The organism is Rhizobium sp. WYCCWR 11128, assembly GCF_013416305.1.
GTDB lineage: Bacteria > Pseudomonadota > Alphaproteobacteria > Rhizobiales > Rhizobiaceae > Rhizobium > Rhizobium indicum.
Genome location: NZ_JACCEZ010000009.1, coordinates 96,351 through 121,077, shown reverse-complemented (window position 1 = coordinate 121,077; position 24,727 = coordinate 96,351). Strand labels below are relative to the sequence as shown.

Below are 24,727 nucleotides of genomic sequence, written 5' to 3'. Positions count from 1 at the left end.
AGACGATTTGGACCAGATCCGAACCGGACAGGATATCGACCCCCGCGACTTGTTCGAGAACCCGACAGCCGCGTTTCGCCCGTCGGCTTACTGGTTCTGGCATTCGATCCCGACGCAGGAGGTTTGCCACGACCAGCTGAGCGATTTCAAGCTGAAGGGGATCGGCACGATCCTGATCCAGGCCCGGCTTGCGATGTCGCGCGATGATTACCTGTCGCCGGCCTATCTGGACGCCTATCGCGTCGCGGCCGAGATCGCCGGCAAGCTGGGGCTGAAGCTTGGAATCTACGACGATTACAACTGGATCAGCGGCCATGCCGGCGGCCGAACTGTCGCGGGCCGCGACGACTTGCGCGAGCGTCACCTGTTCTGGTCGTCATCAGGGCATGGGCGAGGGCAGATCAGCGGCATCCACCCGCCGTTCACCCGGACAATGGGCGCCGATATCGTCGAGTGGCAGTATGAAGGAAGCGTGGTCGAATGGTGTGAGTGGACGGTTGAAGCGGCGTTGCTGCATTCGTCGGCCGGCATCGACGGCCTCGATCAGATCGTCGATGTTACGGCGCGGACATCCATCGTCGACAGCGACGGCGTGTCCTGCACCTACGCTTTCGACGGCGCGGCCGAGGACGGCCAGATGCTGACGGTCTTCGTCAGCGCCCGGTCGACCACTTCGCGGCTGATCAACTACCTCCTGCCGGAGGCCGCGGAGCGGTTCATCGAGGTCGGGCTTGATCCGCTGGTCGAGACGCTTGGCGATCTCGTGCCCGATCCCGTCGGCTTCGTGTTCTACGACCAACCGGCGGCGGGTTTTTACAAATGGGATCAGATCTCCGGTTGCCTCGGCAACAGCCTGCTGTTCGCGCCAAGCCTGCCGGACGCCGTTTCGTGCGGCACTTTGGAACCTTTCGCCAAAACGCTGCTGGCATTGCTGCGCGACGTCGGGCCTGGGACCTTGCGGTTACGGGCGCGGTTCTATGCCGTCTATTCGGCGCTGATGAACGAGGCCTTTTCCGGCACTTTGCGCAGATGGGCCGAGGGCAGGGGGATTGTGCTCACCGGGCACGAGATCCTGCCGCATATCAGTTCGTGGTCGCTGAACGGCGGCTTCACCAGCATCGACCCCAGGGTGGCGCTTGCGGTGGATTTCTTCGGCATCGACGCTTTGAGGCATGAAACGGCAGTCGATTCCAACAACTTCGTTGCTCAGCTTGCGCCGAAGCTAGGCGATTCCGTTGCCCGATCGAATGGCCGCAGCCGTTGCGTCGTCGAAACATATGCCAGTGCCGAGCGAACGCCGGTGCGCGCTGCGGGGCAATGGGAGTTGACGCTGGAGACGATCAGGGCGCAGGCAATCCGGCTCTATTGCCTCGGCACCCGGCAGTTTCTGTGGCACGGCGTATACCAAACTGACGGTCATGACGACGATCCGACACCCTTTGCCAATCCGCGTTTCGATTTTGGACCGGGCATCAATTTCGAGCCGTGGTGGAGCTACCATGATCTGTTCGCGCAGGAGACCGCGCGCATTTCTGCCTTCATCGAACCGGCCACCCCGCGCACGCCGGTTGCGATCCTCTATCCGCTTCATACCGCCTTTGCAGAAGGCCCACGTCACAACCACGCCACCCACATCGGTGCATGGTGCGGAGGGCTTCTGGCTGAAGGCTGCGACTTCATGTTCGTCAGCGAAGCCGATCTCGCGACGGCAAGGATCGAGCACGGCCGCCTGCTGGCATCCGGTCTCTCCTTCGATGCTGTTGTCCTGCCATCGGTCACGGTGTTCGAGACGGCAAAGACGTTGCGCGAGCTAGACGCCTTCAAGGCTGCTGGCGGAGTTGTCTGGTCGTCAGGAGATCGCTTGTCTACCGTTTGCGATGGCGACGATCCGCTGAGCCCGATAGCTTCCACGCACATCGATCACATGCCTGAGAGGCGAGATATCACTGCGCTCCTGTCGTTGCTGCCGCTATCAGGTCCGGCTGTGGTCTGCCATTCGCCGGATCGTCCTCGGCAATGGGTCGGGCATGAAGCCGATGGCTGGTGGCGGATTGTTCTCTTCAACGATGGCGCAACGCCGCTGGTGAGCGAGATTTCCTTCGGTGATGGCGTCGACTCCGAGATCTGGTCCGCCACGACCGGCAAGGTGGAGGATGTCGCTGCCTTCAGCCGCCTGACGGTCAGGCTCGACCCGCAGGAAGTGCGCTGCATGCGGCTGCGCGAGACGGCGCAGCGGATAGCAAGAGAGGGCCGTCTCACGGCCCAGCCGCCGCTCGATGCCGCGCGCGCCGTATCGCTTGTCGTCGGCTGGAGTTTCGCGCGAGGCGCCGATGCGGCATTCGTGCCGATCTCGGTCGAGAGCGGATGGGAGACGCAGGGATTTGCCGATTTCTCAGGCACGGGTATCTACCGGCTGGCGCTTGAGATCGGCGACGAGGCGGAGTGGTTTCTCGAATTGCCGGAGGTCGCAACCGTGGTTGTCGCCCAACTCGATGGCCGGCAGATCGATCGGCGGGGCTGGCGGCCCTACCGTTTTGCTTTGGGGCGGCTGATCCCCGGTGTCCATTCGCTGGAACTTCGCGTCGCGAACACGGCGGCAAATCGCTACTACAACAATACACCCTATCTCGGCGAGAGCCTCGACAAGAGCGGGTTGACCGCAGCTCCGACACTCATCCCGCTTAAAACCTGACCGGAAGCCCAGAATCATGCCACAACATTCGACGATTCCCCTGATGCGCGCCTGGAACAGTTGGTCCAGTCGGCCGGCTGAAATGGTCTTCCTGCCGCTCGGCGTGCGGATCACGCCGGTGCTGTACTCGACCCGCAGCAAGAAGACTTCCGCGATCGAGCCGCGGCGCGACACGGTTCGCCTTGGCCGTCACGCCATCGACGGCTCGCTGATCGAGCTGGAGACCGACCACAGCGGTACGACGGTCGCCTTTTCGACGACGAAGACCGATCCCTTCGCCATACGCGGCAGCTGGAACGGCAAGGTGTCGGCCGAGTGGGGGCTGCGCTTCTGGTTGACGCTGGCGATCTCGTCCGAGGGCGGCGAAGTGGCGATCCATGATACGGGCCGCAACATCACGCTGCTGAAGGTTGGCACGCGATTCGTGGCGGTCGCGACAGCCGAGGCGCCGGTGCACGTGACCGGTCACGACACGATTGACGCGCTGCGGGCGGACTTCGAGGAAAACGGCTACTTCTACACCGCCACCCGCCAGAACGAGGCACCGGTGATCGCCTTGCGCTTCAATCTCGAGATGATGCGCAAGGGGGCCTATGCTGCAGCCGTCGCCGACAGCGCGGAGCTTGCGATTGCCAAGGCGCAGGCCTGCCTTGCCGCCGGCGCGCCGGCAGAGATCGCCAATGCGCAGACCGGTGTGTTCGAGGGCGCGCTCGACGCGATGCGTGACGTCGTTGCCTGGAACACCATCTGGGACGAAACCAACGCGCGTTCCTACACCGCGGTCACCCGCATCTGGAACCTCGGGAAATTCGCCGTCTGGTTCAACGACCAGATTTTCGCCGCCCTTCTTGCGGGCGTGTTCGACGCCGATCTGGCGCGCGAAAACATGGCAACGGCAATGGCGGGTGCGACGCCGCAGGGCAACATCGCTTGCATTGTCACCTCCAACGATGCATGGGTCGATCGCAGCCAACTGCCGTTTGGCGCGCTCGTTGTCTGGCAGCTCTACCAGCGCACCGGCGAACGTTCGATGATCCAGGCAAGCTACGATGCGGTGGTGCGCAATCGGCGTTGGTGGCAGGAAAATCGCGATCCCGACCGCTTCGGTCTGCTCTCGTGCGGAACATCGGATGTTGGCGAGGGCCTCTATAAGGGCACAGCCTTTGGCGCGCGCAACGAAACCGGCATGGACAACTCCGCGACCCATGACGAAGCGGTCTACGATCCCATCACCCGTACGCTGTCGACCTTCGATCTGGGTCTGAACTGTGCCGCGGCTCTCGACGCCGAAATGCTGTCGAAAATGGCGGCCGTGCTCGGCAAACATGACGATGCGCGCGAATTCGCCGCCCTTGCCGAGCGTAGCCGTACGCTCATCTCGCAAACGTTATGGGACGAAAGCCGTGGCATCTTCGCCAATCGCCAGCGCCGCGGTGGCTTCGTGCGGTCGTTATCCCCAACCAGCTTCTATCCGCTGCTTTGCGGTGCGGCGACGCCCGCGCAGGCGGCTCGGCTGCTCCAACATCTTAGCGACGAGAGCACCTTCGGCGGCGACTATGTGCTTCCGAATGCAACACGCGACGATCCTGCCTTCGCCGAAAATGTCTATTGGCGCGGACGCATCTGGCCGAACGTGAACTACATGGTCTGGCTCGGCCTGCGCCGCTATGGCTTTGTTGCCGAAGCCAGCAAGCTCGCCAGCCAGGGCTACGATCTGTTCATGAAGAACTGGCGCGACGATCGCATCGCCGCCGAAAATTACAACGCGGTGACCGGCGAAGCAATGGATCAGGGCGATACCGATCCGTTCTACATCTGGGCCGCCATGCTGCCGCTGATGGCGACCGCCGAGATCGTCGACTTCGATCCCTGGACGGGGTGGACGATGTGCAACACCGGCCAGGATTTGGTGCTCGGGCCGGTGGTCTCGCCGTCTGGAGCGCTCGGGCTGACCGTCAAGTCAGGAACACTGGTGATGACATTGAACGGGCGCGCAGCGCTGAAGACAGATCTGCACACTACGCTGTCGCGCATCGTCTTTGCCGCCGGGCGGATGGCCTGCACGATTGCTCCGGTCTCCGAGGCTGGTTTCATCGAGTTGCCAGGCTTGGCATTGGGCGATGTTCTTGCCGCCCGTATCAACGGGCAGGACATCAACTATTTGTCGGGCGGCGACGGAATACGCGTCATGATTGCTGAACACGCGGAGGATCGCCGGCTCGACGTCTATTTTTCATCGTCAAGCGCTCACTAAAGCAAGGCAGTGCTTGACAGGTCTCGATTCCTAACAGATAGTTTGTATACAAATAAAATAAAAGACTGATGCTAAAGTCAGAGGGTTGAACGAACAGCTTGCAGGAGATCCGTGGATTCATGCCGGCCGCTCAGTGAAGTGATGCGCTGTTCTTACAGAAGTGGTGTGCCGCTGCGTCGCAGCGCGCGCTTCATTTCGCCGAGACGTCAGCGCCCCACGGACAATGCTCATCTGTTTTTAGTATGCATACAAACGATTAAGCGCTTTGGCACGTTGTTTGTTTTCAAGCTAGCCGATCCGTTGAGGTCGATGACCGCGGGTCATGATGGTCCATAACTGTGTATCTTCAAGAGGGGTGCCACAATGACTGAACTCACCAGACGCAACACAATGAAGTTGATGTCCGCAGCACTGATTGCTGGCGTCAGCATCTCCACCTTGCCGCGCAAAGCCATTTCGGCCGGATCCATCACGGTCCTCAACTGGCAGGGCTACGGCACCGACGAAGCCTGGTCGCTGAAGGCTTTCACGGAAAAGACCGGCATCACAGTCGTTCACGACTACTACAGCTCGGAATCGGAAATGCTGACCAAGATGCGCACCAATCCGGGTGCTTATGATCTTGTTATCCTCAACGCTGCGCGTTGCGCCCAGGCGGTTGCCGAAGACCTGCTGCAGCCGATCGATTTCAGCAAGGTTCCAAACGCGTCAACAGTCGACGAGACCCTGCGCGCCAACCCGAACTTCAGCAAGGACGGCAAGGGCTATGCCGTTCCGTGGGTCTGGGGCATGACCTCGCTTGCCATCCGCGAGGGCATGACGGTTCCCGACAGCTACGCTGCCCTCGCCGATCCGGCCTATAAGGGCCGCGTTGCCATGGACGACGACGCCATCATCAATGTCGGTGTCGGCGCACTAATGAGCGGGCAGGACATCAACGATCCCAAGGATCTGGCTGCTGTTACGGCCGCGCTGAAGTCGATCAAGCCGAACGTCAAGTTGCTGTGGTCGACAGAAGACCAGTGGAACAAGTCGTTTGCCGCCAAGGAGTTCGACCTGTCGCTGTTCTGGTCGGGCGGTTCGGTTCGCTCCAAGCGCGTTTCCAAACTTCCGGTTCAGTTCGTAGTGCCTAAGGAAGGTGGCGTCGGTTGGGTCGATGGTCTCGGTGTTCCGACATCGGCTCCGAATCCAGAAGGTGCTCTTGCCTTCGTCAACTGGATGATCGATCCGACATTCTATGTCGAATGGGCAACCAAGATCGGGGCGCCCGCCTCGTCGAATTCGGCAGCCCTTTCAGCACTTCCTGCCGACGATCTCACCCGCCTGGTACACAAGACCGAATATTTGAAGACGACGTCCTTTGTCTCGGGCATTCCCGACGACCGGCGCGAAGCCTTCAACAATGTCTGGCAGGAAGTGAAAGCCTTCTATGCAGAATGATCGTCTGATATCAGCGTCAGAGCGCGGACCTTCGGGTCCGCGCAGCCGGCGCCCGCTCCCGCCATGGGTTTCGACGACGGCGCTGCTGCTGCCGACCTATGGATGGCTGACACTTGCCGTCTTTCTGCCGCTGCTGACCATGTTCGTGTTCAGCTTCATGTCGGCGACACCGATGGGCAAGGCCCCGATCGTCTTTACGCTGAAGCAGTACCGCGCGTTCATCGATCAACCCTATCTGGTCGGGATCGGTATCACGTCGCTGCTGATCGGCTTCTGGACGACGCTGTTCTGCGCGGTGCTTGGTTTCCTGGCGGCCGTGGCACTGGTCCGCTCGACCTTCGGCAAGACGCGCGAGATGTTGTTGATCCTCATTCTCCTGCCATTCTGGACCAACGGTCTTGTGCGCGTCTTTTCGTGGACCATGGTGCTGCGCGAAAACGGCTTTCTCGACAGTCTGCTGCATATGATTGCTCCGGACGCGGGTTCCATCGGCTTTCTCTACACGCGCTATGCCGTGGTGGTTGGTCTTGTTCACGGCTACCTGCCGTACATGATCCTGACCTGCTACATAGCGCTGGTGGCCATCGACGACGCGATCATTGAGGCTGCTTCAAGCCTCGGCGCGCGCTGGTGGACCATCCTGTTCAAGATTTTGATGCCGCTTGCGGCTCCCGGGCTGATCTCCGGCGCCGTTTTGATCTTCATTCCGGTCATCGGTTCATTCATGGAACCGCGCATTCTGGGCGGTCGTGTCGGCGTGACCATGGGAACGGTGATCGAGGATCAGTTCACCCAGGCCTTCAACTGGCCTTTGGGCGCATCGCTGTCCTTTACGCTGCTGGCTGTCGTGCTCGCAATTTTCGCAACCTTCTCCGGTGTCCTGCGCCGCGGGACGGTCGCTTGAGGAAGGGATCATGAAAACGCTCGGTCCAATCTATCTCATCGCTATCCTCATCTTCCTCTACACGCCCATTCTCGTGATGATGGCGATGGGGTTCAACGCTTCGCCACTTTACGAGCTGCCATTCCATTTCTCGCTGCAATGGTACGACGCGCTCTGGGACAACAGCATCCTTCTGACGGCGGGTCTGAACAGCCTGGTGATCGCGAGTATCACCGCGGTTCTGGCGACGGCTTTAGGTACCATGGCGTCCGTTGCGCTGTCGCGCCGGACCTTTCGCGGCAGAAGTCTCCTGCAACTGATGCTGCTGCCGCCGATTGCCATTCCCTGGCTGATCACCGGCACGGCCATGCTGATCTTCTTTTATTGGACCGGAATCGGGCGCGGCATGCATGCCCTGTTGATCGGCCATGTGGCACTCGCCATCCCCTACGTTGTTCTGGTCGTCGGCACGGGCTTCAAGACAATCCGCGCCGACCTTGAAGAAGCCGCGATGAGCCTTGGTTCGACACCGGTTCACGCCTTCTTCTCGGTGACGCTACCGCTGCTTTATCCGAGCATCCTTGGCGCCGCGCTCTTCGCCTTCGCCGTGTCGCTCGACCAGTTCGTGATTTCCTACTTCCTCGCAACGCCCGGATACACCACCCTGCCGGTGCAGATCTACTCCTCGATCCGCAAGGGCTTCACCCCTGAAATCAACGCGATCTCCACCGTGCTTCTGCTCGGCTCGATGACGATCATCCTGATTTTTGCGCGCTTCGCCAAGCCCGGAGACACAAGTGACAAACGTTAAAGTCAATTCCGTCGCCAAGACCTACGGCACCACACCGGTCCTGTCCGATATCACCACCGAGTTCCCTGAAGGCTCTTTCACCAGCCTTCTCGGCCCATCCGGCTCCGGCAAGACCACACTGCTGCGCATCATCGCGGGCTTTATCAAGCCCGACCAGGGCGTCGTCACGATCGGCAACAATGATGTCACCGACATTCCGGTCTGGGGCCGTAACATCGGCATGATGTTCCAGTCCTACGCGCTGTTCCCGCATATGACGATTGCCCAGAACGTCGCCTTCGGTCTCGAACGCCGGGGCATCAAGGGCGCCGCCGCCCGCAAGGAAGTCGACCGTGCGCTGGAAATGGTGCATCTGCCTGGCTTTGCCGATCGCATGCCCAAGCAGTTGTCCGGGGGCCAGCAGCAGCGCGTTGCGCTTGCCCGCGCCATGGTCATCAAGCCGAGCGTGCTGCTCCTCGACGAGCCGCTGTCGGCGCTCGATCGGCGACTGCGCCAGGAAATGCAGGTCGAACTGTTGCGCATCCAGCGCGAAAGCGGCCTGACGACGATCTTCGTCACCCACGACCAGGAAGAGGCGCTGACGCTGTCCGATAAGGTAGCGATCCTCGACAAGGGCCGCATCGTCCAGATCGGCGAGCCGGAAACCGTCTATGAGCGACCGCTGACGCGCTTTGCCGCCGAATTCCTCGGCGATTCCAACTTCCTCACAGGCACCGTGGACAACGGCGCCGTGCGTCTCGCCGATGGGACGGTAGTTCAGACTACCGGCACGTTGCCCGCAAGCGGTTCGAACGTCACGCTCGCCGTGCGCCCCGAGAAGATGTCGATCGCATCGGGTCCGACGGATGGCAACAGCCTGACGGCACGCATTACCACCGTCATCTATGCAGGTCCCGTGCTGTCCTATTTGCTGGAAACCGCAGACGGTCTGCCGCTGAAGCTGTTTGCACAGAACCGCGATGGCAAAGTCCTGAGCGATGGCGACACCATCACCCTGACCTGGGCCGCGGAACACACCGTCCCGGTGGCCGACTGATGATGGCACCCGCGCCACTCTCCAGGAATGCGTTGCATGTCGTCATCGACATGCAACGCCTCTTCGCTGAGCAAACGGCGTGGTATACGCCAGCGATCGAAGGCATCCTTCCCAATGTGGTGGCGCTGAGCAAAGCGCGGCCCGCTGAGACTGTCTTTGCTCGCTTCATGGTGCCCCAAAATGCCGAAGGTGCCTTGGGCCGCTGGAAGACCTACTATCGTCGCTGGTCATCAGTGACGCTGGATGAGCTCGATATCGCCATGCTGGATCTGGTCGCGCCGCTTACAGCGATCGCCGCTCCAGGCTCCATCGTCGACAAGGAGACCTACTCGGTCTTTGGCTCGCCCGGGTTTACTGCGCGTTTGCAAGGATCGGCAACGGACACCCTGATTTTCTCGGGGGTCGAGACCGACGTCTGCGTCTACGCCAGCGTTCTTGATGCGGTCGACGCCGGCTACCGGGTCATCCTCGCCGAGGACGCACTGGCAAGCGGCGACTTGAAGGCGCACGCCATGGTCATCGAGATCCTGGCGCCAAGGCTTTCGGAGCAGATTGAAATTCTAACGACAGAAGCCATTCTGAAATTATGGCGAGAGTAAATTCGGCAGCGCCATTGCCGGTCACCACGATGAACAGGCAGATTTGAGAGATCCGATGGACGTTCCGTTCAAAGACAAAGGCGGCCGACAAAAGACCGCAGCGACCGAGGCGCCCGGCCAGCAGGCACAGTATGCGCTTGGCGAGCAGATCGGCTTCTATCTGCGCCAGGCCAACCAGCGGCACGTGGCGATCTTTGCGAGCCTGATGGCTGAGAAGCTGACCACCACCCAATGGGCGGCGCTCGTCAGGCTGAAGGACCTGCAGCCCTGTTCGCAGGGCAATCTCGGCCGCGAGACCGCCATGGATATGGCGACCATCAAGGGCGTCGTCGATCGACTGGTGAAGCGTGGCCTCGTTCACACCGCCCCCGACGCCACCGACGCGCGCCGGCTGGTGCTGACGCTGACGCCGGAAGGCGAGGTGACAGTGGCCCGCAACCTGTCGGTCGCGCTGCAGATCTCGCAGGAAACGCTGAGCACGCTGACGCTTGCCGAGCGGATGATGCTGATGGAACTCCTGCAGAAGATCTGTTGAGAAGAGACCACGACTGTTTCTACACATCGAGAGAATACCATGTTTCAGCCCAGCGAAGACGAAATCAAGTCGCTTGTCGGCCAGATGACGGTTGCCGAAAAGGTCGATCTTCTGAGCGGACGCGGGCTGTGGAAGACCGCATCGATCGAACGGCTCGGTATTCCATCGATTGTCATGACCGATGGTGCCCATGGCGTTCGCTACTCCACAACCCAGATCGACGCCGGCGACAATGACGAAGACAGCCTCCAGGCGTTTCTGGCGGTTGTCGGCCAACAGGCCGATGCATCAGGCGGCATGTTCGGCACGACACGTCCTGCAACCTGCTTTCCAAACGGCAATCTGCTTGGCTGTTCCTGGGACGTCGATCTGGCCTACCGCATGGGTGAGGCGCTGGCGGTGGAATGCCAGGATTTTGGCGTTCATCTCCTGCTTGGGCCAGGCATTAATATCCGCCGCACGCCGCTTGCCGGCCGCGCTTATGAATACTACTCCGAGGACCCCCTCATCAGCGGGGACATTGCCGCAGCCGTCATCTCGGGCCTACAGGACAATGGCGTCGGCGCCTCGTTGAAGCATTTTGCCTGCAACAATTCCGAGATTGAACGGACAGCGACCAGCTCCGATGTCGACGAACGGGCTCTTCGCGAAATCTATCTGGCGGGCTTCGAACGGGTGATCGGAAAGAGTGCGCCGTGGACGGTGATGAGCGCTTATAACCGGCTGAACGGCATCCAGGCAGCAGAAAATCACTGGTTGCTCGGCACCGTATTGCGTGAGGAATGGGGCTATGACGGGCTTGTCGTCTCCGATTGGCACGCGATCAAGGACCGTGGTGCGGCGGTCGCTGCCGGGACTGATCTCGACATGCCGGAAAGCCGGCCACGCAAGGCCCGCCTGCGGGCGGCGATCGAGGCTGGTGATGTGGCGCCCGAGGTGGTCGATGCCGCCTGCGCTAGGGTTCTGGCGTTCGTGCGCAAATGCAAGACGCAGGAGCGGCGCGACACGGTCGCCGATCTCGACCGGCACCACGCTCTGTCGCGGGAGATTGCAGCGGAATCGATCGTCTTGCTGCGCAACGAAGGCCGGACATTGCCGCTTGATCCGAATAGCACCGGCCGACTCCTCGTCGTTGGTGACGGCGCTACCATCCCCGTGATCCAAGGTTCCGGTTCGGCCACGACCAATCCCTATCGCGTCGACAGCCCCTTCGTTCAGATTGCCGCGCGGGCAGGCACTAACTTCGAGGTGCAGCATCTGCCATTCTCCTCTGCCGCAGAGGTCAATATGCAGGCGTTGATCGAGGCGACCGTCGAGGCGGCGTCTTCTGCCGATTTCACAGTGGTGTTTGCGGAAAACGAGAAGAGCCGGCACGGCGAGGGCAACGACCGCGACACACTGAAGCTGGCCGCCAGCCACGACGCCCTCCTTCATGCGCTGGCTGCATCCGGTTGCAAGGTTATCGTCGTGCTCTCGATGCCGGATACCGTCGAAATGCCGTGGCTCGAGGATGTCGATGCCGTGCTCGCCGCGTTCTACGCCGGGCAGGGCGGCGGCGAAGCGATTGCCCGCGTTGTGTTTGGCGAGCAGAACCCCTGCGGCAAACTCTCTGCCAGCATGCCCGTGCAGATGCATGACATTCCGGGCTGGCACACCTATCCCGGTGAGCATGGGCGCCATCTATATAGCGAGGGTGTTTTCGTCGGCTATCGCTTCTACGATCTCAAGGCAATCGCCCCGGCGTTTCCCTTCGGGCACGGTCTCAGCTACACGACCTTCAGCTATGAGAATCTCTGGATCGACATACAGGAAGTCGCTCCGGGCGTGGCCTGTACCGCGAGCGTTACTATCCGCAACACCGGGTCTGTCGCGGCCAAAGAGATCGTTCAGCTCTACGTTCGTCCGGTAAAACCCGGCTTAAAACGGCCGATCCGGGAACTCAAAGCCTTCTGCAAACTGTATCTGGAGCCCGGCGAGGCGAAGATGGTGCCCCTTACCCTCGTTGAACGGGACTTCCAGTACTTCGACGCCGTCCGCTCCGCATGGGTGCTGGACGCGGAGGCTTTCGTCATAGAAGTGGGTGCATCATCACGTGATATCCTTCTGGAGGCCATTTTACCATGCCGGCCGGAACGTCCAGTACTGCCCGTGCTTTTGCCCAACTCTCCAGCGGCGCTGGTATTTGCCCATCCGAAGGCCGAGGCCGCTCTGGTTGACTTCTTTGTCGCCACGCTTTCGATCTCCAGTGCGGAAGCCACGGCGCTTCTCGCGAAGACAAAGGGCTCCTTCCTCGGCTTGTATGACACCCTGAGCTGGTACGTCGGCGATAGCGTCAGGGAGACGGATATCGCCCAGGTCTTCGCAAGCTTGAACGACACTTACGTGGAAGATTCGCTCGAATGACAACTGCATCACATCCAAACGATCCACTATTGACGGCCGAGACATGGATAGATGAAAGTCGCGCCGTTGCCATCGCAACGGTCATCGAAACCTGGGGCTCGGCTCCACGTCCGGTTGGCAGCCATCTGGTCGTCGACGCAGACGGCAATTTCGAAGGCTCGGTTTCCGGCGGCTGTGTCGAAGGTGCGGTCGTCACGGCCGCGCTCGATGTGATTGTCGGTGGCACGGCGCAGATGCTAGAGTTCGGCGTCACGGACGAGACCGCCTGGCGCCTTGGACTGTCCTGTGGCGGGCGTATCCGCGTTTATGTCGAAAGGCTCGACTGATGCAGCTTGCGAGCCTGCAACGCCTAAACGCTGCGCGCCGCAAACGGATCGCTGCGATTCTGCTGGCTGATCTTGACAGTCATACCGAACGCATTGTTCTAAAGGGTGATCCGCTTGACGGGCCGATCGCAGATTTGATCGAAGACGCCTTTCGCTCCGGCCGCTCGATGGCGTTCGATGCAACCGAAGGCAGAGGGTTTCTGAACGTCTATTTACCTGCGCCGCGTATCGCCATTATCGGAGCCGTGCACATTGGCCAGTATCTGACGCAGATAGCAGGGCTTGCCGGTTTCGATGTGCGCATCATTGATCCGCGCACGGCCTTTGCGACTAGCGAACGCTTCCCCGGTGTGCCGCTCTCCACCGACTGGCCTGCCGATGCTTTTCTGCTCGATCCGCTCGACCGTTACACGGCCTTGGTTGCACTCACCCATGATCCGAAGATCGATGATCTTCCGCTAGCCGAGGCGTTGCGGACGGGCTGCTTCTACATCGGTGCGCTGGGTAGCAGAAAGACGCATGCTGCGAGGACCGACAGGCTTGCGTTGGAAGGTTTCACCCCCGATGCGCTTTCAGCCATTCATGCTCCGATCGGGCTCGATATCGGGGCTTCCAATCCGGCCGAGATCGCCGTGGCGATATTGGGCGAAGTCATTCAAGCACTTCGGTCGCGCCCTCTTTCGTTATCTGGGGATGGAGGACCATGAAATTCGGTCAGTTATCCACCGACGACGCTAACGGGCGTGTGCTTGCTCATCCGCTGAGGTTGCCGGAAGGCACTTTTTCGAAAGGCCATGTTCTGAAAGACTGCGACCTCGCGCGGCTAAAGCAGGCTGAGCTTCGCCACGTGACGGATGCGCGCATGAACTCGGATGATGTGGGAGAAGACCAGGCCGCCTGGATGCTGGGACAATCCATCGCGACTGAAGATATAAAGCCAATAGTGGCGATCGTACTTCTGGCTGCCGGTATGGCGACGCGCATAGGCCCGAACGGCGCCCCCAAACTGCTGGCCGAGTTTGACCGGATGCCGCTCGTCCGCCGTTCGGCGTTCGCTGCGAGCAATAGTCATGCCGAATCCGTCATTGTGGTCGTCGGCCACCGCCAGGACGACATCCGCAAGGCACTCTCCGATCTCCCATTGAACATCGTCGCAAATCGGGATTACGCGTCCGGGATGGCAAGCTCCCTGGTGATAGGCTTTGCCTCTGCCGAGGCGAATGGTGCCGACGGTGTCCTCGTCATGCTCGCGGACATGCCGGGTGTGACCAGCAGCGATCTCAACCGGTTGATTACGGCCTTTCAAGATGGCAAGGGTGCATCGATCGTTCGTGCCGTCTCGCAGGGCAAGCGCGGAAATCCCGTTATCCTGCCGCGGTCGCTGAACAATGCGGTTCTGCGGCTGAAGGGCGATGTCGGCGCCCGCTATTTGATCAAAGCCTCCGGGCTGCCGGTGATTGAGGTCGAGATTGGCGACGCGGCGCAGATCGACGTCGACACGCCCGAGGCCATCATCGCGGCCGGGGGCATTCCTGCGGAAAGCTGACGCGACTCCATTTCGCGTTGGTTCTGATCTACAGCCATAGTTCCATAAATTTGCTTATCAATCACTTGACGCATTGAGTAGGGCGTCGCGGATCAGCTGCTGCATCACTGACCTGCGCTGGACTTCTGGCAACGCTGGTATGATCAACGCTCCCCTTTCGCAAACTGCGTCGGGGACGGCGCGAATGTCTGCTTCTGCCGGCAATCGGCGTTGTCACATATGGAGCGACCCTGGCGTCCGGCACGTTTTTACCAAGCGACTTCGTAGATCCTGGCGGCATCCGACAGCGACACCGTGCGCGGATTGTTGACCAGCAAGCGAGTCTGTTCCATCGCACTTTCCGCTAGTAGAGGAAGCCCGTCCTTGGGAATTCCGACATCGCGCAGGCGTACGGGCAGGTTCAGGCGCACAGGGATCAATGCCAGTCCTTCGATGAAACCGGAAAGCCGTTCGGCCTGACTGGCAGGCTCAAGGTGAGGAAAGAGACAAGGTGCCAGTTCCGCATAGGCATCACCACACGTGATCGCATTGAAGCGCAGCACATGCGGTAAAACAAGACTGTTGGAAAGGCCGTGCGGAACGTGATAGCGGCCACCGATCGGATAGGCGAGAGCATGGACGGCAGCGACCGGCGAATTGGCAAAGGCCTGACCCGCCAGCATTGCGCCGAGCAGCATCGCCTGTCGGGCGGCCAGATCGCTTCCGTTCATGACCGCAATCTCGATATTTGCCCCGAGAAGCCGAAGAGCCTCCTTGGCAAGGGCACGGGAAACCGGATTGTTGTTCGTACTCGCGGAGGTAAAAGCCTCGATGGCGTGCACCATGGCGTCGATCCCCGTTGCAGCGGTCACGGCCGGTGGAAGGCCGAGGGTCAACTCCGCGTCGAGAAAGGCCGTATCAGGTAGCAGGACCTGCGATACGACGCCCTTTTTCTGGTATGCGCCCGTGGTGACGATGGAAATCGGTGTGACTTCTGATCCGGTGCCTGCCGTTGTCGGCACGAGCACCAGCGGCAAGCGCTGCCCGGTCACGTTTCCAACCCCGTAGATATTGCCGAGCGCTTCTCCGCTTTTGGCCAGAAGAGCCACGAGTTTCGCGACATCGAGCGACGAGCCGCCGCCGATGCCCAATACACCGGTCGCGCCAAACTCGATCGCCCGCGCCACAGCCGCGTGAATAATGGCTTCCGGCGGATCAGCCACAACGCCTGTAAAGATGGATGTTTCAGCGCCACCTGCCGAAAGGCTCGCCAGGGCCGGCTGCACCAGCCCCGCCTTGAAGACCCCATCGTCCGAAATCACCAGAACACGCGGCCCAAGCCGCGTTTTCGTCAGCTCTGAAAGTCTGGCGATGCAGCCTGGCCCCGCGATGATCTGCGGGACGGTTGCGAATGTGAATGTGGACATCTGCCTGTCTCTCACTGATGCCATTTGACCAGCGGCTGATAGTGATGCGGCTGGCGCATGACAACAAGATCCTTTCGCCGGACGATGTTCGTCGGATACGGCGTATCGAGATTGGTGGTGTCGACGGCTGCCGCCGCAATCCCGTCCTCGTCCAGGATTGCCGATTCCTGGCGTGGAAAGGCAAAGGAATCCGGCCCGAACACAGCACTCTTGCCCAGGTATCCCCGCGCTGCATCCAGCACATTGGCGAAGGCGAAATAAACGTTGTTCTCGCCACCGCGCACGCGCAACGCATGCCAGTGGTAGGGATCGGCGCCCTTGGGGATCGGATAGTTATGCGGAATTTTCGTGCCGTTGTGGCTGCCGGTGAAAGTGCCGGCTATGGCTGATGGGCAAGCGACCACGTCGCATCCCATGAGCGCGAGCGAACGGATGGCTTCCGGATAGAGCGCGTCGTGGCCGACCGCCAGGCCGACGCGGCCGATGGCAAGATCGTAGACTTTCCATTCGTCGCCGGCCGTCGCCCAGCTGTCGGCAATGCCGAGATGCGTCTTGCGGTAGCTGCCCACAAGACCCTCGGGTCCTGCAAGGACCGCGCTGTTATAGACCTTGTCTCCGTCCGCCTCGGCAAATCCGGCGACAAGATAGAAACCAAGCTTCATTGCCAGACGAACGAAGGCGGATACCGTCGGGCCTGAGAGCGGCTCCGCCCGCGTTTCAGGGCCCCCTAGTCCGGTCAGCGACAGCTCGGGGAAAACCAGAATGTCCGGCGCTGTCGTCGCCTTCGCCTCGGCTGCCAGTTGAGTGATGCGGGCAATATTGTCTGCGATGACAGAGGACGGGGCGAACTGGGCGACAGCGGCGCGCGATGTGCGTCCGCGCGGTATCGGCTGGTATCCGTAGAGACGGAAGTAATCGCCCGGGTTCCAGGTGAAGCTGTTGGTCATCATGTTCATGTAGAGTTCGGGCCGGCGAGAGTCGAAAACCGGTTCGCACAGGACCTCGCGGCGGCGGGCAAGAGCGAGATCGATAGTGCCATAGGCGATCCCGTCGCCCGTATCGATAGAGGCGGCGACCGTGCCGTCGGGATCGATCACGCAGCTTCCGCCGGAAAACTGCACGGTTCTCTCCAACCCCCAACGGTTGCTTTCGATGACATAGCAGGCGTTTTCAAAGGCGCGGTTGATCCAATAGGGTGCCGGCGTGCGCTCCTGCAGCCAGTTGGAAATATGGCAGATGATGTCGGCTCCCGCGAGAGCCTCCAGGCGCGCCGTCTCGAAGAAGTGCAGATCCATGCAGACCAGCATCGAGATCCGGCCGATCTCTGTTTCGAATACCTCGTGGACGATGTCGCCGTTGGCAGCCCATTTCGGCTCCGCGATATAGGGATGCGATTTGCGATGCCGGCCAACGACGCCGTCTGGACCGATCAGGACGGCGGTATTGTAGTAAAGATCACTTGCCGGGTCGACTTCCGGCATGCCAACGACGATATAGCAGCGGTGTTTGCTGGCAATGGCCTGGAAAACATCCGTGGTCGCTCCGGGGATAGTCTCGACGAACGGTTTCACCTCGGCCCTGTCGAACCAGCAATAGCCGGTCGTGCCCATTTCGGGCGTGACGATCAGGCGCGCACCTGCCTCCGCTGCCTCTTCGCAAAGGGTTGCCAGCCGGCTGATATTGCGCGCCTTTTCGAACATGGTCGGTTCGAATTGGATGGTGGCCGCGGTATAGCTTTGTGTCGATGTCATTGTCGTTCCCATTGTCTCTATGAAAGGATATCGGTCTGTTTCAGACAGCCATATGCCGGTGAACAAGCGCGTCGGAGAGCCTGTCGATGGCGCCGGCCGCGACCACGCCTCCCTTCTCCAGCATTGCGAACTGGTGAGAGGCGTGCCGCGCAAATGCGACGTTTTGCTCGACGAGGATGATCGTCATGCCGATCTCGCGATTGAGCCGGATGATGATCTTTTCGATCTCCTCGACGATGGAGGGTTGGATACCTTCGTTCGGTTCATCGAGAAGTAGCACTTTCGGATCTGCGGCCAGCGCGCGGGCGATGGCGAGCTGCTGCTGCTGGCCGCCCGAAAGCACGCCGCCCGGCCGATCGAGATTGGCCATCAGGTATGGAAAAAGCTCTGGCACCAGCGCAGGAATCTCGCGTTTGCCATCGGTGCGGGCAAAGGCGCCCATCAGGATGTTCTCGCGGATAGTAAAATCGGGAATGATCTCCCTGCCCTGAGGGACGTAGGCAATACCGGCCCTTGCCCTTTCATGCGTTGGGGATGCGGCCATGTCCTTTCCCTGCAGACGCATCTCGCCAGTCATGCGGTCGGTCAGTGCCATCAGGGTTTTCAACAGGGTCGTCTTGCCAGTGCCGTTGCGGCCGAGAATGCTTGTCACCTTGCCGGCCGGAACATTGAGCGTGATGCCGTGCAGGATATGGCTGCGGCCGTAAAAGCTGTGCACGTCTTTCAACGACAGCATCAGGATATTCCTTTCGAACCGAGATAGGCTTCACGGACTTTCGGATTGCGCTCGATATCTTCGACGCTTCCTTCCGCCAGAACCTCTCCGAGATGGAGAACGGTGATGCGCTCGGCGATTTCGCGGACGAACCCCATGTCGTGTTCGACAACGAGAATCGTATGGCGACCTTTGAGATTGTTGATGATCTGCGCCGTCTTGCGGGTTTCAGCCTGGGTCATGCCGGCTGTCGGCTCGTCGAGCAGAACCACCTTGGGATCCTGAACGATGAGCATGCCGAGCTCCAGCCACTGCGTCTGGCCGTGGCTCAAATAGGCGGCCGTCATGCCGTGCTCGGCATCGAGGCCGATGAGTGCCAGAACGTCGTTCACTCGGCTCGCCTCGGCGCGCGAAAAGCCGAAGCGAAGATTGGCAAGCACCGAAGGGTTGCGGCAATTGGCGACCTCCAGATTCTGTCGCACGGTAAGCTCGCGAAAGACGCTGGGGATCTGGAATTTCCGGCCTATGCCGGCGCGTGCGATGCGGTGTTCGGGCCAGTTGGTGATGTCGGTGTCGTAGACGAACACCTTGCCCTGCGTGCTGTGGGTCTTGCCGCTGACCAGATCCATCAAGGTCGTCTTACCCGCGCCGTTTGCGCCAAGCAGCACACGCAACTCGCCGTCGAAAACGGTGATGCTGACATTGTTGACGGCTCGGAAACCGCCGAAGTCGACGCTAAGACCGTCGATGGTCAATGCGATGGCGCTCATATCACAATGCCTCGCTTTGCTGCGGCAATGCCGGAAACGCCTTGCCTGGTTTGCGCCGACGGACGAACCATCGCAGCACATCATGCGCAACGCCGCCAAGGCCGCGCGGCATGAACAGAACGACCAGCACGAAGATGAGACCGATGATCGCCTTCCATGCCTCGACCAGCGCTTCGGTCTCGCTGACCTCCGCCTCGATCATGTTGATCAGGATCGCGCCGACGCAGGCGCCAAGCAGGGAGGAGCGGCCGCCGACGGCAGCCCAGACCACCATCGTCACGGAGAAGGACAGATCCATGAAGGTCGGAGAGGCGAACTCCGCGACGACCACGTAGAGCATGCCGGCAACGCCGGCGATTCCCGCCGAAATGACAAAGAAGAACACCTGGTAGAGCGAGACGTCGAAGCCGAGATACCGGGCACGCACATGATCGTCGCGGATCGCCTGCAGGATCATGCCCGCGCGGGTTTCAACGATGAGGCGGGCACCGATGAGCGTCAGCGACAGGCATGCGGCACACAGATAATAGGTCGCCCGGCTATAGGGATCGAATTCGATGCCACCGATCGTCAGCCAACCAAGATCCGTCAGGCCGTTGAAGCCGTTTGTCACCGGTTGCGCATCGACCATGACGAGACGGACAAGCAGAACGAGCGCCAGCGTGATGATCGAGACGAAAACGCCGGAAATGCGCTTGCGGAAAACCAGCATGCCGAGTGCTCCGGCAATCACCACCGGAAGCACGATGCCGAGCACGAGACCCACCGACTGGCTTTGAAACGGAAGCCAGAGGAAGGAGCCCTTATTGATGCAGCAAAGCTCCGTCGGCGCGCCGGGCTCGGCATTCCAGAGCATGAAGTCAGGAACCGGTTTGTCGGAGCCCTGTTGGAGACTGGTCAGGCTCGACAGCTTCAGCGACATGGCCAGCATGTATGCGCCGAGACCGAAAAATAGCCCCTGGCCGAGATTGAGAATACCGGCATATCCCCATGTGAGGGCGATGGCGACGCCCAGCATGCCGTAGACCAAGTATTTCGAAATGCGGTTCAGCCAGAATTCGTCGCCAAAAACGGGCGCTGCAAAAATCACCGCGATGAAGAGCACATAGGCGGCGACCTGGAATTTCCGTTCGATGCTCATGTCAGCGCCCCTTGAACGAGAACAGCCCGCTGGGCTTGACGAGAATGACGAGAATGACGACCCCGAACACGACCGCACGTGCCAGGATGTCGTTCGTACCGATGGCGACCAGCGCATTGATTTCGCCGAGCAGCCCTGACGACAGGATGGTGCCGAAAAGGCTGCCGACCCCGCCGGTGACGACGACCATGAAGCCGTCGACGACCATCGTCGTGCCCATGTCGGGAAAGACCGTCTTGAAGCCGGACATCATGACGCCGGCGACGCCGGCAAGGCCGGAACCGAAAGCAAATGTCATGGCGTTGACGCGTTTCACGTCGATTCCGCAGGCTGCGGCCATATTCGGGTTCCGGATGATGGCGCGAACCTGCATGCCGCCCGCCGTCCGGTAGAGAATGAACCATGTCGCCAGTGTCAGCGCGGCGGTAACGGCGATGATGAAGGTGCGGTAGGCGTTGATGTCAGCGCCGGCAAGCCTGAACGTGCCCTGCAGGTAGGCAGGCACCGCGACGTTCTGCAGGCCGGCCCCAAGACCTTCGACATGAATGCCGAAAAAGGACAGGCCGAATTCGAGGCGCACGGCCTGCTGCAGGAGGATGGCGATCCCCCAGGTGGCGAGAAGCGTGTCCAGCAGACGGCCATAAAGCCGCCGGACGACCAGCCGCTCTATCAGCAGACCGAGCAGGGCCGTCACGACGAAGGCCAGCGGGATGGCGAGCAGAAGGCTTGCCTTCAGCCAGATGCCGGAGAGGACGGCGACATAGGCGCCGATCATGACCATCTCTCCATGAGCCATGTTGATGACGCCCATGGCGCCGTAGGTGATGGCAAGGCCGAGCGCCACCAAAAGAAGGATCGAGCCGAGACTGAGGCCGATAAACAGAATGTCGAGCATAGCGCCACCGTTCGTGAGAAGGCCGGGCCGAACTCTCCTGCGCCTTCCCCATCCTGACGGCAGGATGACAGCTCGCGGAGGAAGAGAGGGCCGGCCTTCGAGACATGATCCCGCCATCCATGGATGGCGGGACGACGCGGGGAGGGGTCAGCCCTTGAGCTTTGCGGCGTCGAGACCGTTGCTGGTGCAGAACAGATTGCTCTCCGTCTCGCCATAGGCCGAATAGGGCAGAGGCTTGATCGGCGCCGGGTAGGCATTCACCACCTTGCTCTGACCGTCCGCCTGCCATTGCCCGATGCGCGGCGTCAGCCAGCAATGCAGGTTGTCGGGGTCGGTGGTCACCTTGCCGCCGGGTGCTTCGTAGGTTTGGCCGCGAATGCCGGCCCTGATCGCGTCAGCCGAAAGATCGCCGGACTTTTCGACGGCCTGCTTCCACAGAAAGACCTGGAAATAGGCTGCTTCGAGAGAATGGTAGGTGACGGCTTTCGGATCGTTGACGAAGGTCCTGAAGCGGTCGATGAAGCTCTTGTTCGCCGGCGTGTCGATCGACATGAAATAGGGGAAGGAGGTGTAGCTTCCGGCCGCATATTCGGCGCCCATCGCCGCGATCTCGATTTCGGAGGTGACCGTCGCGCAGATCGGCAGAACCTCCTGCGAGAGCCCTTGGTTCTTGAACTCTCGGTAGAAGGCGATGATGGAGTCGCCGACCACGTTGGACAGAACCACGTCGGCGCCCGACTCCTTGATCTTGCTGACCATGACGGCCCATTCCGAATGGCCGAGTTCCAGATATTCATCCGCCACCCATTCGGCGCCGGCCGCCTCGATCAGCTTCTTGGAAACCTTGGCCATTTCGCGCGGATAGACATAGTTCGAGCCGACGATGAAGAATTTCTTCTTGCCCAGTTTCTCGACGATCCAGGGAATGTAGTTGGAGAGCTGCTGGTTCGGAACGGCGCCGGAATAGACGACGTTGCGCGAGCACTCGAAGCCTTCGTAATGCGTCTGGTAGAACAGCATCGCGCCGCGTCGCTCGAAGATCGGCAGCACGGCCTTGCGGCTGGCCGATGTGTGGCAACCGAACACGGTCGAAATCTTGTCCTTGAGGATCAGTTTCGAAGCCTTCTCGCTGAAGGTTTTCGGATCGGAAGCACCGTCTTCGACGACCACCTCGACTGGGCGACCGAGAACACCGCCGGTCGCGTTGATTTCGGCCACGGCCATCATGACGCCGTTTGCCAGAAGCTTCTCGGCGACAGAAAGCCCGCCCGTCTGCGAATAGAGAGCGCCGACCTTGATGGCATCGGCTGCAAAGGCCCGGCTGCCCAGAGCCGGCAGGGCGAGTGCCGCGGAAGCGGTCGCTGCGGTTTTCAGAAATTCACGTCTGTTGAACACCATCTTGGTTCCCCTTTTTTTGATTGGCGCACGCGGCGGCACGGCCCGCCAAACGGCGAGGCTTTCATGCCGGAAATAAGTAGAGAACTGACGTCACTGTCAGCAGACAACAAAAAACCCGCCAAGCCTGTCACAGCCTGCGGGCATCCTTGCCATCACCGCACCACGGCTGCGCCGCGTGCAACAGCGACACATGGCTTCGTCAAACGAAGGGATGTGCCGGAGGTGTTTTGTTGGAAACACGTGAAAAACTAATCATGTTTTTGCGACGGGCGCAAGAGCTGTTCGGCGTTGATAATCGAATTGGCAATTTCATCGATCGGCACGCGCCGAGCCATCGCCTGCTCGCGCATTTCGCGATACGCCTCATTCTCGCTTGTGCCGCGATTGGCCATCAGAATGGCTTTGGCCCGGGCAAGTTTCTGGTCTCCCAGTACCTTGCGCTTGTATTTGCGTGCTTCCTTGACGAGCTTTTGGCGCTCCAGCCAGAGGTTGCGGGCGATGGCGAGATTGGTCAGCAGGCCGAACGGTTTGATCGGTCTCTCGACAATGGCAAGCGCCCCACTTTCCAGGACGATCTGCAAGGTCGAGGGGTTTTCGTAACCGACGATGGCAAGCATGGTCGGAGCAGGATTGGGGAAAGACTTCAGCAGGCGTTCGATTTCCGGTCGCGCCTCATCTTCCATCGCGAGGAAGACGACATCTGTGCCGTGCGGCAACTCGGCAGGCACCGGCCAAAGGCAACTGACCGTACAACCGATACGGCGCAGGTGATCGACGAGAAACTCTCCTTCGGATGTCCGGGGGTGGATGACCAGAACCTTGAGGTCCCGTAAATCTCTGAGAAGGGCGAAAGACATCGTCGCTCCCTCTCAAACCTGAACACGATGCGGGAAAGTCTGCGTCAAGTCCGGGCGATATTCTCGCATGAACGGGTCTGGCGCCACCCGGAGCGACGGATCGTAGACGATGTCGTAGCCGCCCTGGGGGTTCACCCTTGCCACTCTTGGCCACAGATGCGTGTGGTTTGTCGTCCGGTCTATCTTCACCGCACCCTGCGGTGCATCGTACTCGACATCATAGAGAGCCGGCAGAAGCTGCTCAAGTCCGTCGCCACCGGCGCGCTGCAAAGCCGCCGCATAGAGATAAACCTGGAAATAAGCCGCTTCGGCCGGTGCGGTCGGAAGCATCTGCAGGCCGTATCGCTGTTGGTAAGCCGAGACGAAAGCGCGGGCGCGGGGCGTATCCAGAGAGGCGAAGAAGGGGGCTGCGGTGATATGCCCCTCGGCCACATCCGGCCGCATACGGATCACGTCCGCCTCGCTGGTCGATTGGCTCGCGATCGGCATTGTCGCCGCATCGAACCCGGCCTGCTTGAACGCCGTGTAGAAGGGAATGATACCGTCGCCGACAATCGTCGAATAAATGACATCCGGCTGTACCGCGCGAATGTGCCGGATGATCTTGGCAACGTCCTCGGTTTTGAGGTTCAGGGGAACATACATCTCGTCCAGCACCTGTCCGCCCAGCTGAAGAAACAGGTCGCTGATCGTCCGGTTGGATTCATAAGGATAGACGTAGTTCGAACCCACCAGGAAAACCCGCTTTCCATAGTGCTCGGTCAGGAAGTCGACGAGCTGGACGGAGTTCTGGTTGGGGGCAGCACCTGTATAGATGCAGTGACGGGAGTATTCGAATCCCTCGTAGAGCGTCGGGTAAAACAGCAGTGCATCACGGGCCTCGATGACGGGCAGAACAGCTTTGCGGGTGCTCGACATATGGCAACCGAAAACGACCCGGACCCGATCTTCGTCGCAAAGCTTGACTGCAAGTTCCTTGTAGAGATTGGGCGTCGATTGCGGATCGTACACGACGGGCTCGATCGTCCTGCCGAGCACGCCGCCGGCCGCGTTGATTTCGTCGATCGCCAGCAAGGTCGCGGCCCTCTGGGTTGTTTCCACGGCTCCCGTCACACCCGTTTCGGAGAACAGCACACCGACCCGCCAACTTTCTGAATGCATCATCGCCCACCAAAAAATAAAAAAGCTCCCGCCCGTTTCCGGTCGAGAGCTACCCTGCTCATGGAATATCAGCGGCTCATTGAAGCCAGCCGATCCATGATGTCAGTT

21 protein-coding genes are annotated in these 24,727 nt (G+C 60.5%); 12 read left to right on the top strand and 9 right to left on the bottom strand.

From position 1 onward, the window contains the following. The first annotated feature begins 7 nt into the window (after positions 1 to 7). The 12 genes from HX898_RS24670 (at position 8) to HX898_RS24615 (ending at position 14,525) form a co-directional block, all read left to right on the top strand. A complete protein-coding gene (locus HX898_RS24670; protein WP_180196029.1) occupies positions 8 to 2,692 on the top strand; it encodes a carbohydrate-binding protein in 2,685 nt (894 codons plus the stop codon). Between the two features lie 16 nt (positions 2,693 to 2,708). Continuing rightward, positions 2,709 to 4,946 carry a trehalase family glycosidase gene (locus HX898_RS24665; protein ID WP_180196028.1) on the top strand — a complete coding sequence of 746 codons (2,238 nt, stop codon included), beginning with the start codon at positions 2,709 to 2,711 and terminating at the stop codon, positions 4,944 to 4,946. Positions 4,947 to 5,309: 363 nt separating this feature from the next. Beyond that, on the top strand, positions 5,310 to 6,386 hold the full coding sequence (locus tag HX898_RS24660; protein ID WP_180196027.1) for an extracellular solute-binding protein: 1,077 nt from the start codon (positions 5,310 to 5,312) through the stop codon (positions 6,384 to 6,386). Continuing rightward, the gene (locus tag HX898_RS24655; protein ID WP_029874446.1) at positions 6,376 to 7,290 is read left to right on the top strand and encodes an ABC transporter permease; all 915 of its coding nucleotides are present in this window, start codon (positions 6,376 to 6,378) and stop codon (positions 7,288 to 7,290) included. The genes HX898_RS24660 and HX898_RS24655 overlap by 11 nt, the downstream gene beginning before the upstream one ends. Before the next feature lie 10 nt (positions 7,291 to 7,300). Further along, positions 7,301 to 8,080 (top strand): ABC transporter permease, encoded by a 780-nt coding sequence (locus tag HX898_RS24650; RefSeq protein ID WP_003554934.1) that lies wholly within the window; start codon positions 7,301 to 7,303, stop codon positions 8,078 to 8,080. Then, positions 8,067 to 9,116 carry an ABC transporter ATP-binding protein gene (locus HX898_RS24645; protein WP_180196026.1) on the top strand — a complete coding sequence of 350 codons (1,050 nt, stop codon included), beginning with the start codon at positions 8,067 to 8,069 and terminating at the stop codon, positions 9,114 to 9,116. The genes HX898_RS24650 and HX898_RS24645 overlap by 14 nt, the downstream gene beginning before the upstream one ends. After that, positions 9,116 to 9,715: an isochorismatase family cysteine hydrolase gene (locus tag HX898_RS24640; RefSeq protein WP_138331133.1), complete on the top strand. Its 600-nt coding sequence runs from the start codon at positions 9,116 to 9,118 to the stop codon at positions 9,713 to 9,715. Before HX898_RS24645 ends, HX898_RS24640 begins: the two co-directional genes overlap by 1 nt. Positions 9,716 to 9,770: 55 nt before the next feature. Beyond that, positions 9,771 to 10,250 (top strand): MarR family transcriptional regulator, encoded by a 480-nt coding sequence (locus tag HX898_RS24635; protein ID WP_029874443.1) that lies wholly within the window; start codon positions 9,771 to 9,773, stop codon positions 10,248 to 10,250. A gap of 39 nt (positions 10,251 to 10,289) precedes the next feature. Then, positions 10,290 to 12,653, top strand: a complete 2,364-nt coding sequence (locus tag HX898_RS24630; protein WP_180196025.1) for a glycoside hydrolase family 3 C-terminal domain-containing protein — start codon at positions 10,290 to 10,292, stop codon at positions 12,651 to 12,653. Further along, entirely contained in the window at positions 12,650 to 12,979 is a 330-nt protein-coding gene (locus tag HX898_RS24625) for an XdhC family protein (RefSeq protein WP_138331135.1), read from the top strand. Before HX898_RS24630 ends, HX898_RS24625 begins: the two co-directional genes overlap by 4 nt. Further along, on the top strand, positions 12,979 to 13,686 hold the full coding sequence (locus HX898_RS24620) for an XdhC family protein (RefSeq protein ID WP_138331136.1): 708 nt from the start codon (positions 12,979 to 12,981) through the stop codon (positions 13,684 to 13,686). Before HX898_RS24625 ends, HX898_RS24620 begins: the two co-directional genes overlap by 1 nt. A gap of 194 nt (positions 13,687 to 13,880) precedes the next feature. Further along, complete coding sequence (locus HX898_RS24615; RefSeq protein WP_180196119.1) at positions 13,881 to 14,525, top strand: nucleotidyltransferase family protein; 645 nt, start codon at positions 13,881 to 13,883, stop codon at positions 14,523 to 14,525. Between the two features lie 248 nt (positions 14,526 to 14,773). Here HX898_RS24615 and HX898_RS24610 read toward each other — a convergent pair whose 3' ends face one another. From HX898_RS24610 to HX898_RS24570, 9 genes are all read right to left on the bottom strand, one after another. Further along, on the bottom strand, positions 14,774 to 15,931 hold the full coding sequence (locus tag HX898_RS24610) for an iron-containing alcohol dehydrogenase (protein ID WP_180196024.1): 1,158 nt from the start codon (positions 15,929 to 15,931) through the stop codon (positions 14,774 to 14,776). An 11-nt stretch (positions 15,932 to 15,942) separates the two neighbouring features. Beyond that, positions 15,943 to 17,694: a nitrilase-related carbon-nitrogen hydrolase gene (locus HX898_RS24605; RefSeq protein ID WP_180196023.1), complete on the bottom strand. Its 1,752-nt coding sequence runs from the start codon at positions 17,692 to 17,694 to the stop codon at positions 15,943 to 15,945. A gap of 28 nt (positions 17,695 to 17,722) precedes the next feature. Beyond that, a complete protein-coding gene (urtE, locus tag HX898_RS24600) occupies positions 17,723 to 18,418 on the bottom strand; it encodes an urea ABC transporter ATP-binding subunit UrtE (RefSeq protein ID WP_180196022.1) in 696 nt (231 codons plus the stop codon). Beyond that, entirely contained in the window at positions 18,418 to 19,167 is a 750-nt protein-coding gene (gene urtD, locus HX898_RS24595) for an urea ABC transporter ATP-binding protein UrtD (protein ID WP_138390769.1), read from the bottom strand. The genes urtE and urtD overlap by 1 nt, the downstream gene beginning before the upstream one ends. A gap of 1 nt (position 19,168) precedes the next feature. Continuing rightward, positions 19,169 to 20,308: an urea ABC transporter permease subunit UrtC gene (urtC, locus tag HX898_RS24590; RefSeq protein ID WP_138331143.1), complete on the bottom strand. Its 1,140-nt coding sequence runs from the start codon at positions 20,306 to 20,308 to the stop codon at positions 19,169 to 19,171. Between the two features lies 1 nt (position 20,309). Continuing rightward, positions 20,310 to 21,203, bottom strand: coding sequence for an urea ABC transporter permease subunit UrtB (gene urtB / locus HX898_RS24585; RefSeq protein WP_138331144.1), 894 nt, complete (start codon positions 21,201 to 21,203; stop codon positions 20,310 to 20,312). Between the two features lie 147 nt (positions 21,204 to 21,350). After that, a complete protein-coding gene (locus HX898_RS24580; protein ID WP_180196021.1) occupies positions 21,351 to 22,601 on the bottom strand; it encodes a transporter substrate-binding domain-containing protein in 1,251 nt (416 codons plus the stop codon). A gap of 248 nt (positions 22,602 to 22,849) precedes the next feature. Beyond that, positions 22,850 to 23,458, bottom strand: coding sequence for an ANTAR domain-containing response regulator (locus HX898_RS24575; RefSeq protein ID WP_164048381.1), 609 nt, complete (start codon positions 23,456 to 23,458; stop codon positions 22,850 to 22,852). A 12-nt stretch (positions 23,459 to 23,470) separates the two neighbouring features. Further along, the gene (locus HX898_RS24570; protein WP_138390770.1) at positions 23,471 to 24,622 is read right to left on the bottom strand and encodes a transporter substrate-binding domain-containing protein; all 1,152 of its coding nucleotides are present in this window, start codon (positions 24,620 to 24,622) and stop codon (positions 23,471 to 23,473) included. Positions 24,623 to 24,727: the final 105 nt, after the last annotated feature.

Bases quoted from the DNA above. Each gene is read 5' to 3' on its own strand.
- urtB (WP_138331144.1), bottom strand. From the start codon at position 21,203: ATGCTCGACATTCTGTTTATCGGCCTCAGTCTCGGCTCGATCCTTCTT.
- HX898_RS24575 (WP_164048381.1), bottom strand. From the start codon at position 23,458: ATGTCTTTCGCCCTTCTCAGAGATTTACGGGACCTCAAGGTTCTGGTC.
- urtD (WP_138390769.1), bottom strand. From the start codon at position 19,167: ATGAGCGCCATCGCATTGACCATCGACGGTCTTAGCGTCGACTTCGGC.
- HX898_RS24625 (WP_138331135.1), top strand. From the start codon at position 12,650: ATGACAACTGCATCACATCCAAACGATCCACTATTGACGGCCGAGACA.
- HX898_RS24630 (WP_180196025.1), top strand. From the start codon at position 10,290: ATGTTTCAGCCCAGCGAAGACGAAATCAAGTCGCTTGTCGGCCAGATG.
- HX898_RS24615 (WP_180196119.1), top strand. From the start codon at position 13,881: ATGCTGGGACAATCCATCGCGACTGAAGATATAAAGCCAATAGTGGCG.
- HX898_RS24665 (WP_180196028.1), top strand. From the start codon at position 2,709: ATGCCACAACATTCGACGATTCCCCTGATGCGCGCCTGGAACAGTTGG.
- HX898_RS24605 (WP_180196023.1), bottom strand. From the start codon at position 17,694: ATGGGAACGACAATGACATCGACACAAAGCTATACCGCGGCCACCATC.
- HX898_RS24655 (WP_029874446.1), top strand. From the start codon at position 6,376: ATGCAGAATGATCGTCTGATATCAGCGTCAGAGCGCGGACCTTCGGGT.
- HX898_RS24620 (WP_138331136.1), top strand. From the start codon at position 12,979: ATGCAGCTTGCGAGCCTGCAACGCCTAAACGCTGCGCGCCGCAAACGG.
- HX898_RS24640 (WP_138331133.1), top strand. From the start codon at position 9,116: ATGATGGCACCCGCGCCACTCTCCAGGAATGCGTTGCATGTCGTCATC.
- HX898_RS24650 (WP_003554934.1), top strand. From the start codon at position 7,301: ATGAAAACGCTCGGTCCAATCTATCTCATCGCTATCCTCATCTTCCTC.
- urtE (WP_180196022.1), bottom strand. From the start codon at position 18,418: ATGCTGTCGTTGAAAGACGTGCACAGCTTTTACGGCCGCAGCCATATC.
- HX898_RS24610 (WP_180196024.1), bottom strand. From the start codon at position 15,931: ATGTCCACATTCACATTCGCAACCGTCCCGCAGATCATCGCGGGGCCA.
- HX898_RS24580 (WP_180196021.1), bottom strand. From the start codon at position 22,601: ATGGTGTTCAACAGACGTGAATTTCTGAAAACCGCAGCGACCGCTTCC.
- HX898_RS24660 (WP_180196027.1), top strand. From the start codon at position 5,310: ATGACTGAACTCACCAGACGCAACACAATGAAGTTGATGTCCGCAGCA.
- HX898_RS24570 (WP_138390770.1), bottom strand. From the start codon at position 24,622: ATGATGCATTCAGAAAGTTGGCGGGTCGGTGTGCTGTTCTCCGAAACG.
- urtC (WP_138331143.1), bottom strand. From the start codon at position 20,308: ATGAGCATCGAACGGAAATTCCAGGTCGCCGCCTATGTGCTCTTCATC.
- HX898_RS24635 (WP_029874443.1), top strand. From the start codon at position 9,771: ATGGACGTTCCGTTCAAAGACAAAGGCGGCCGACAAAAGACCGCAGCG.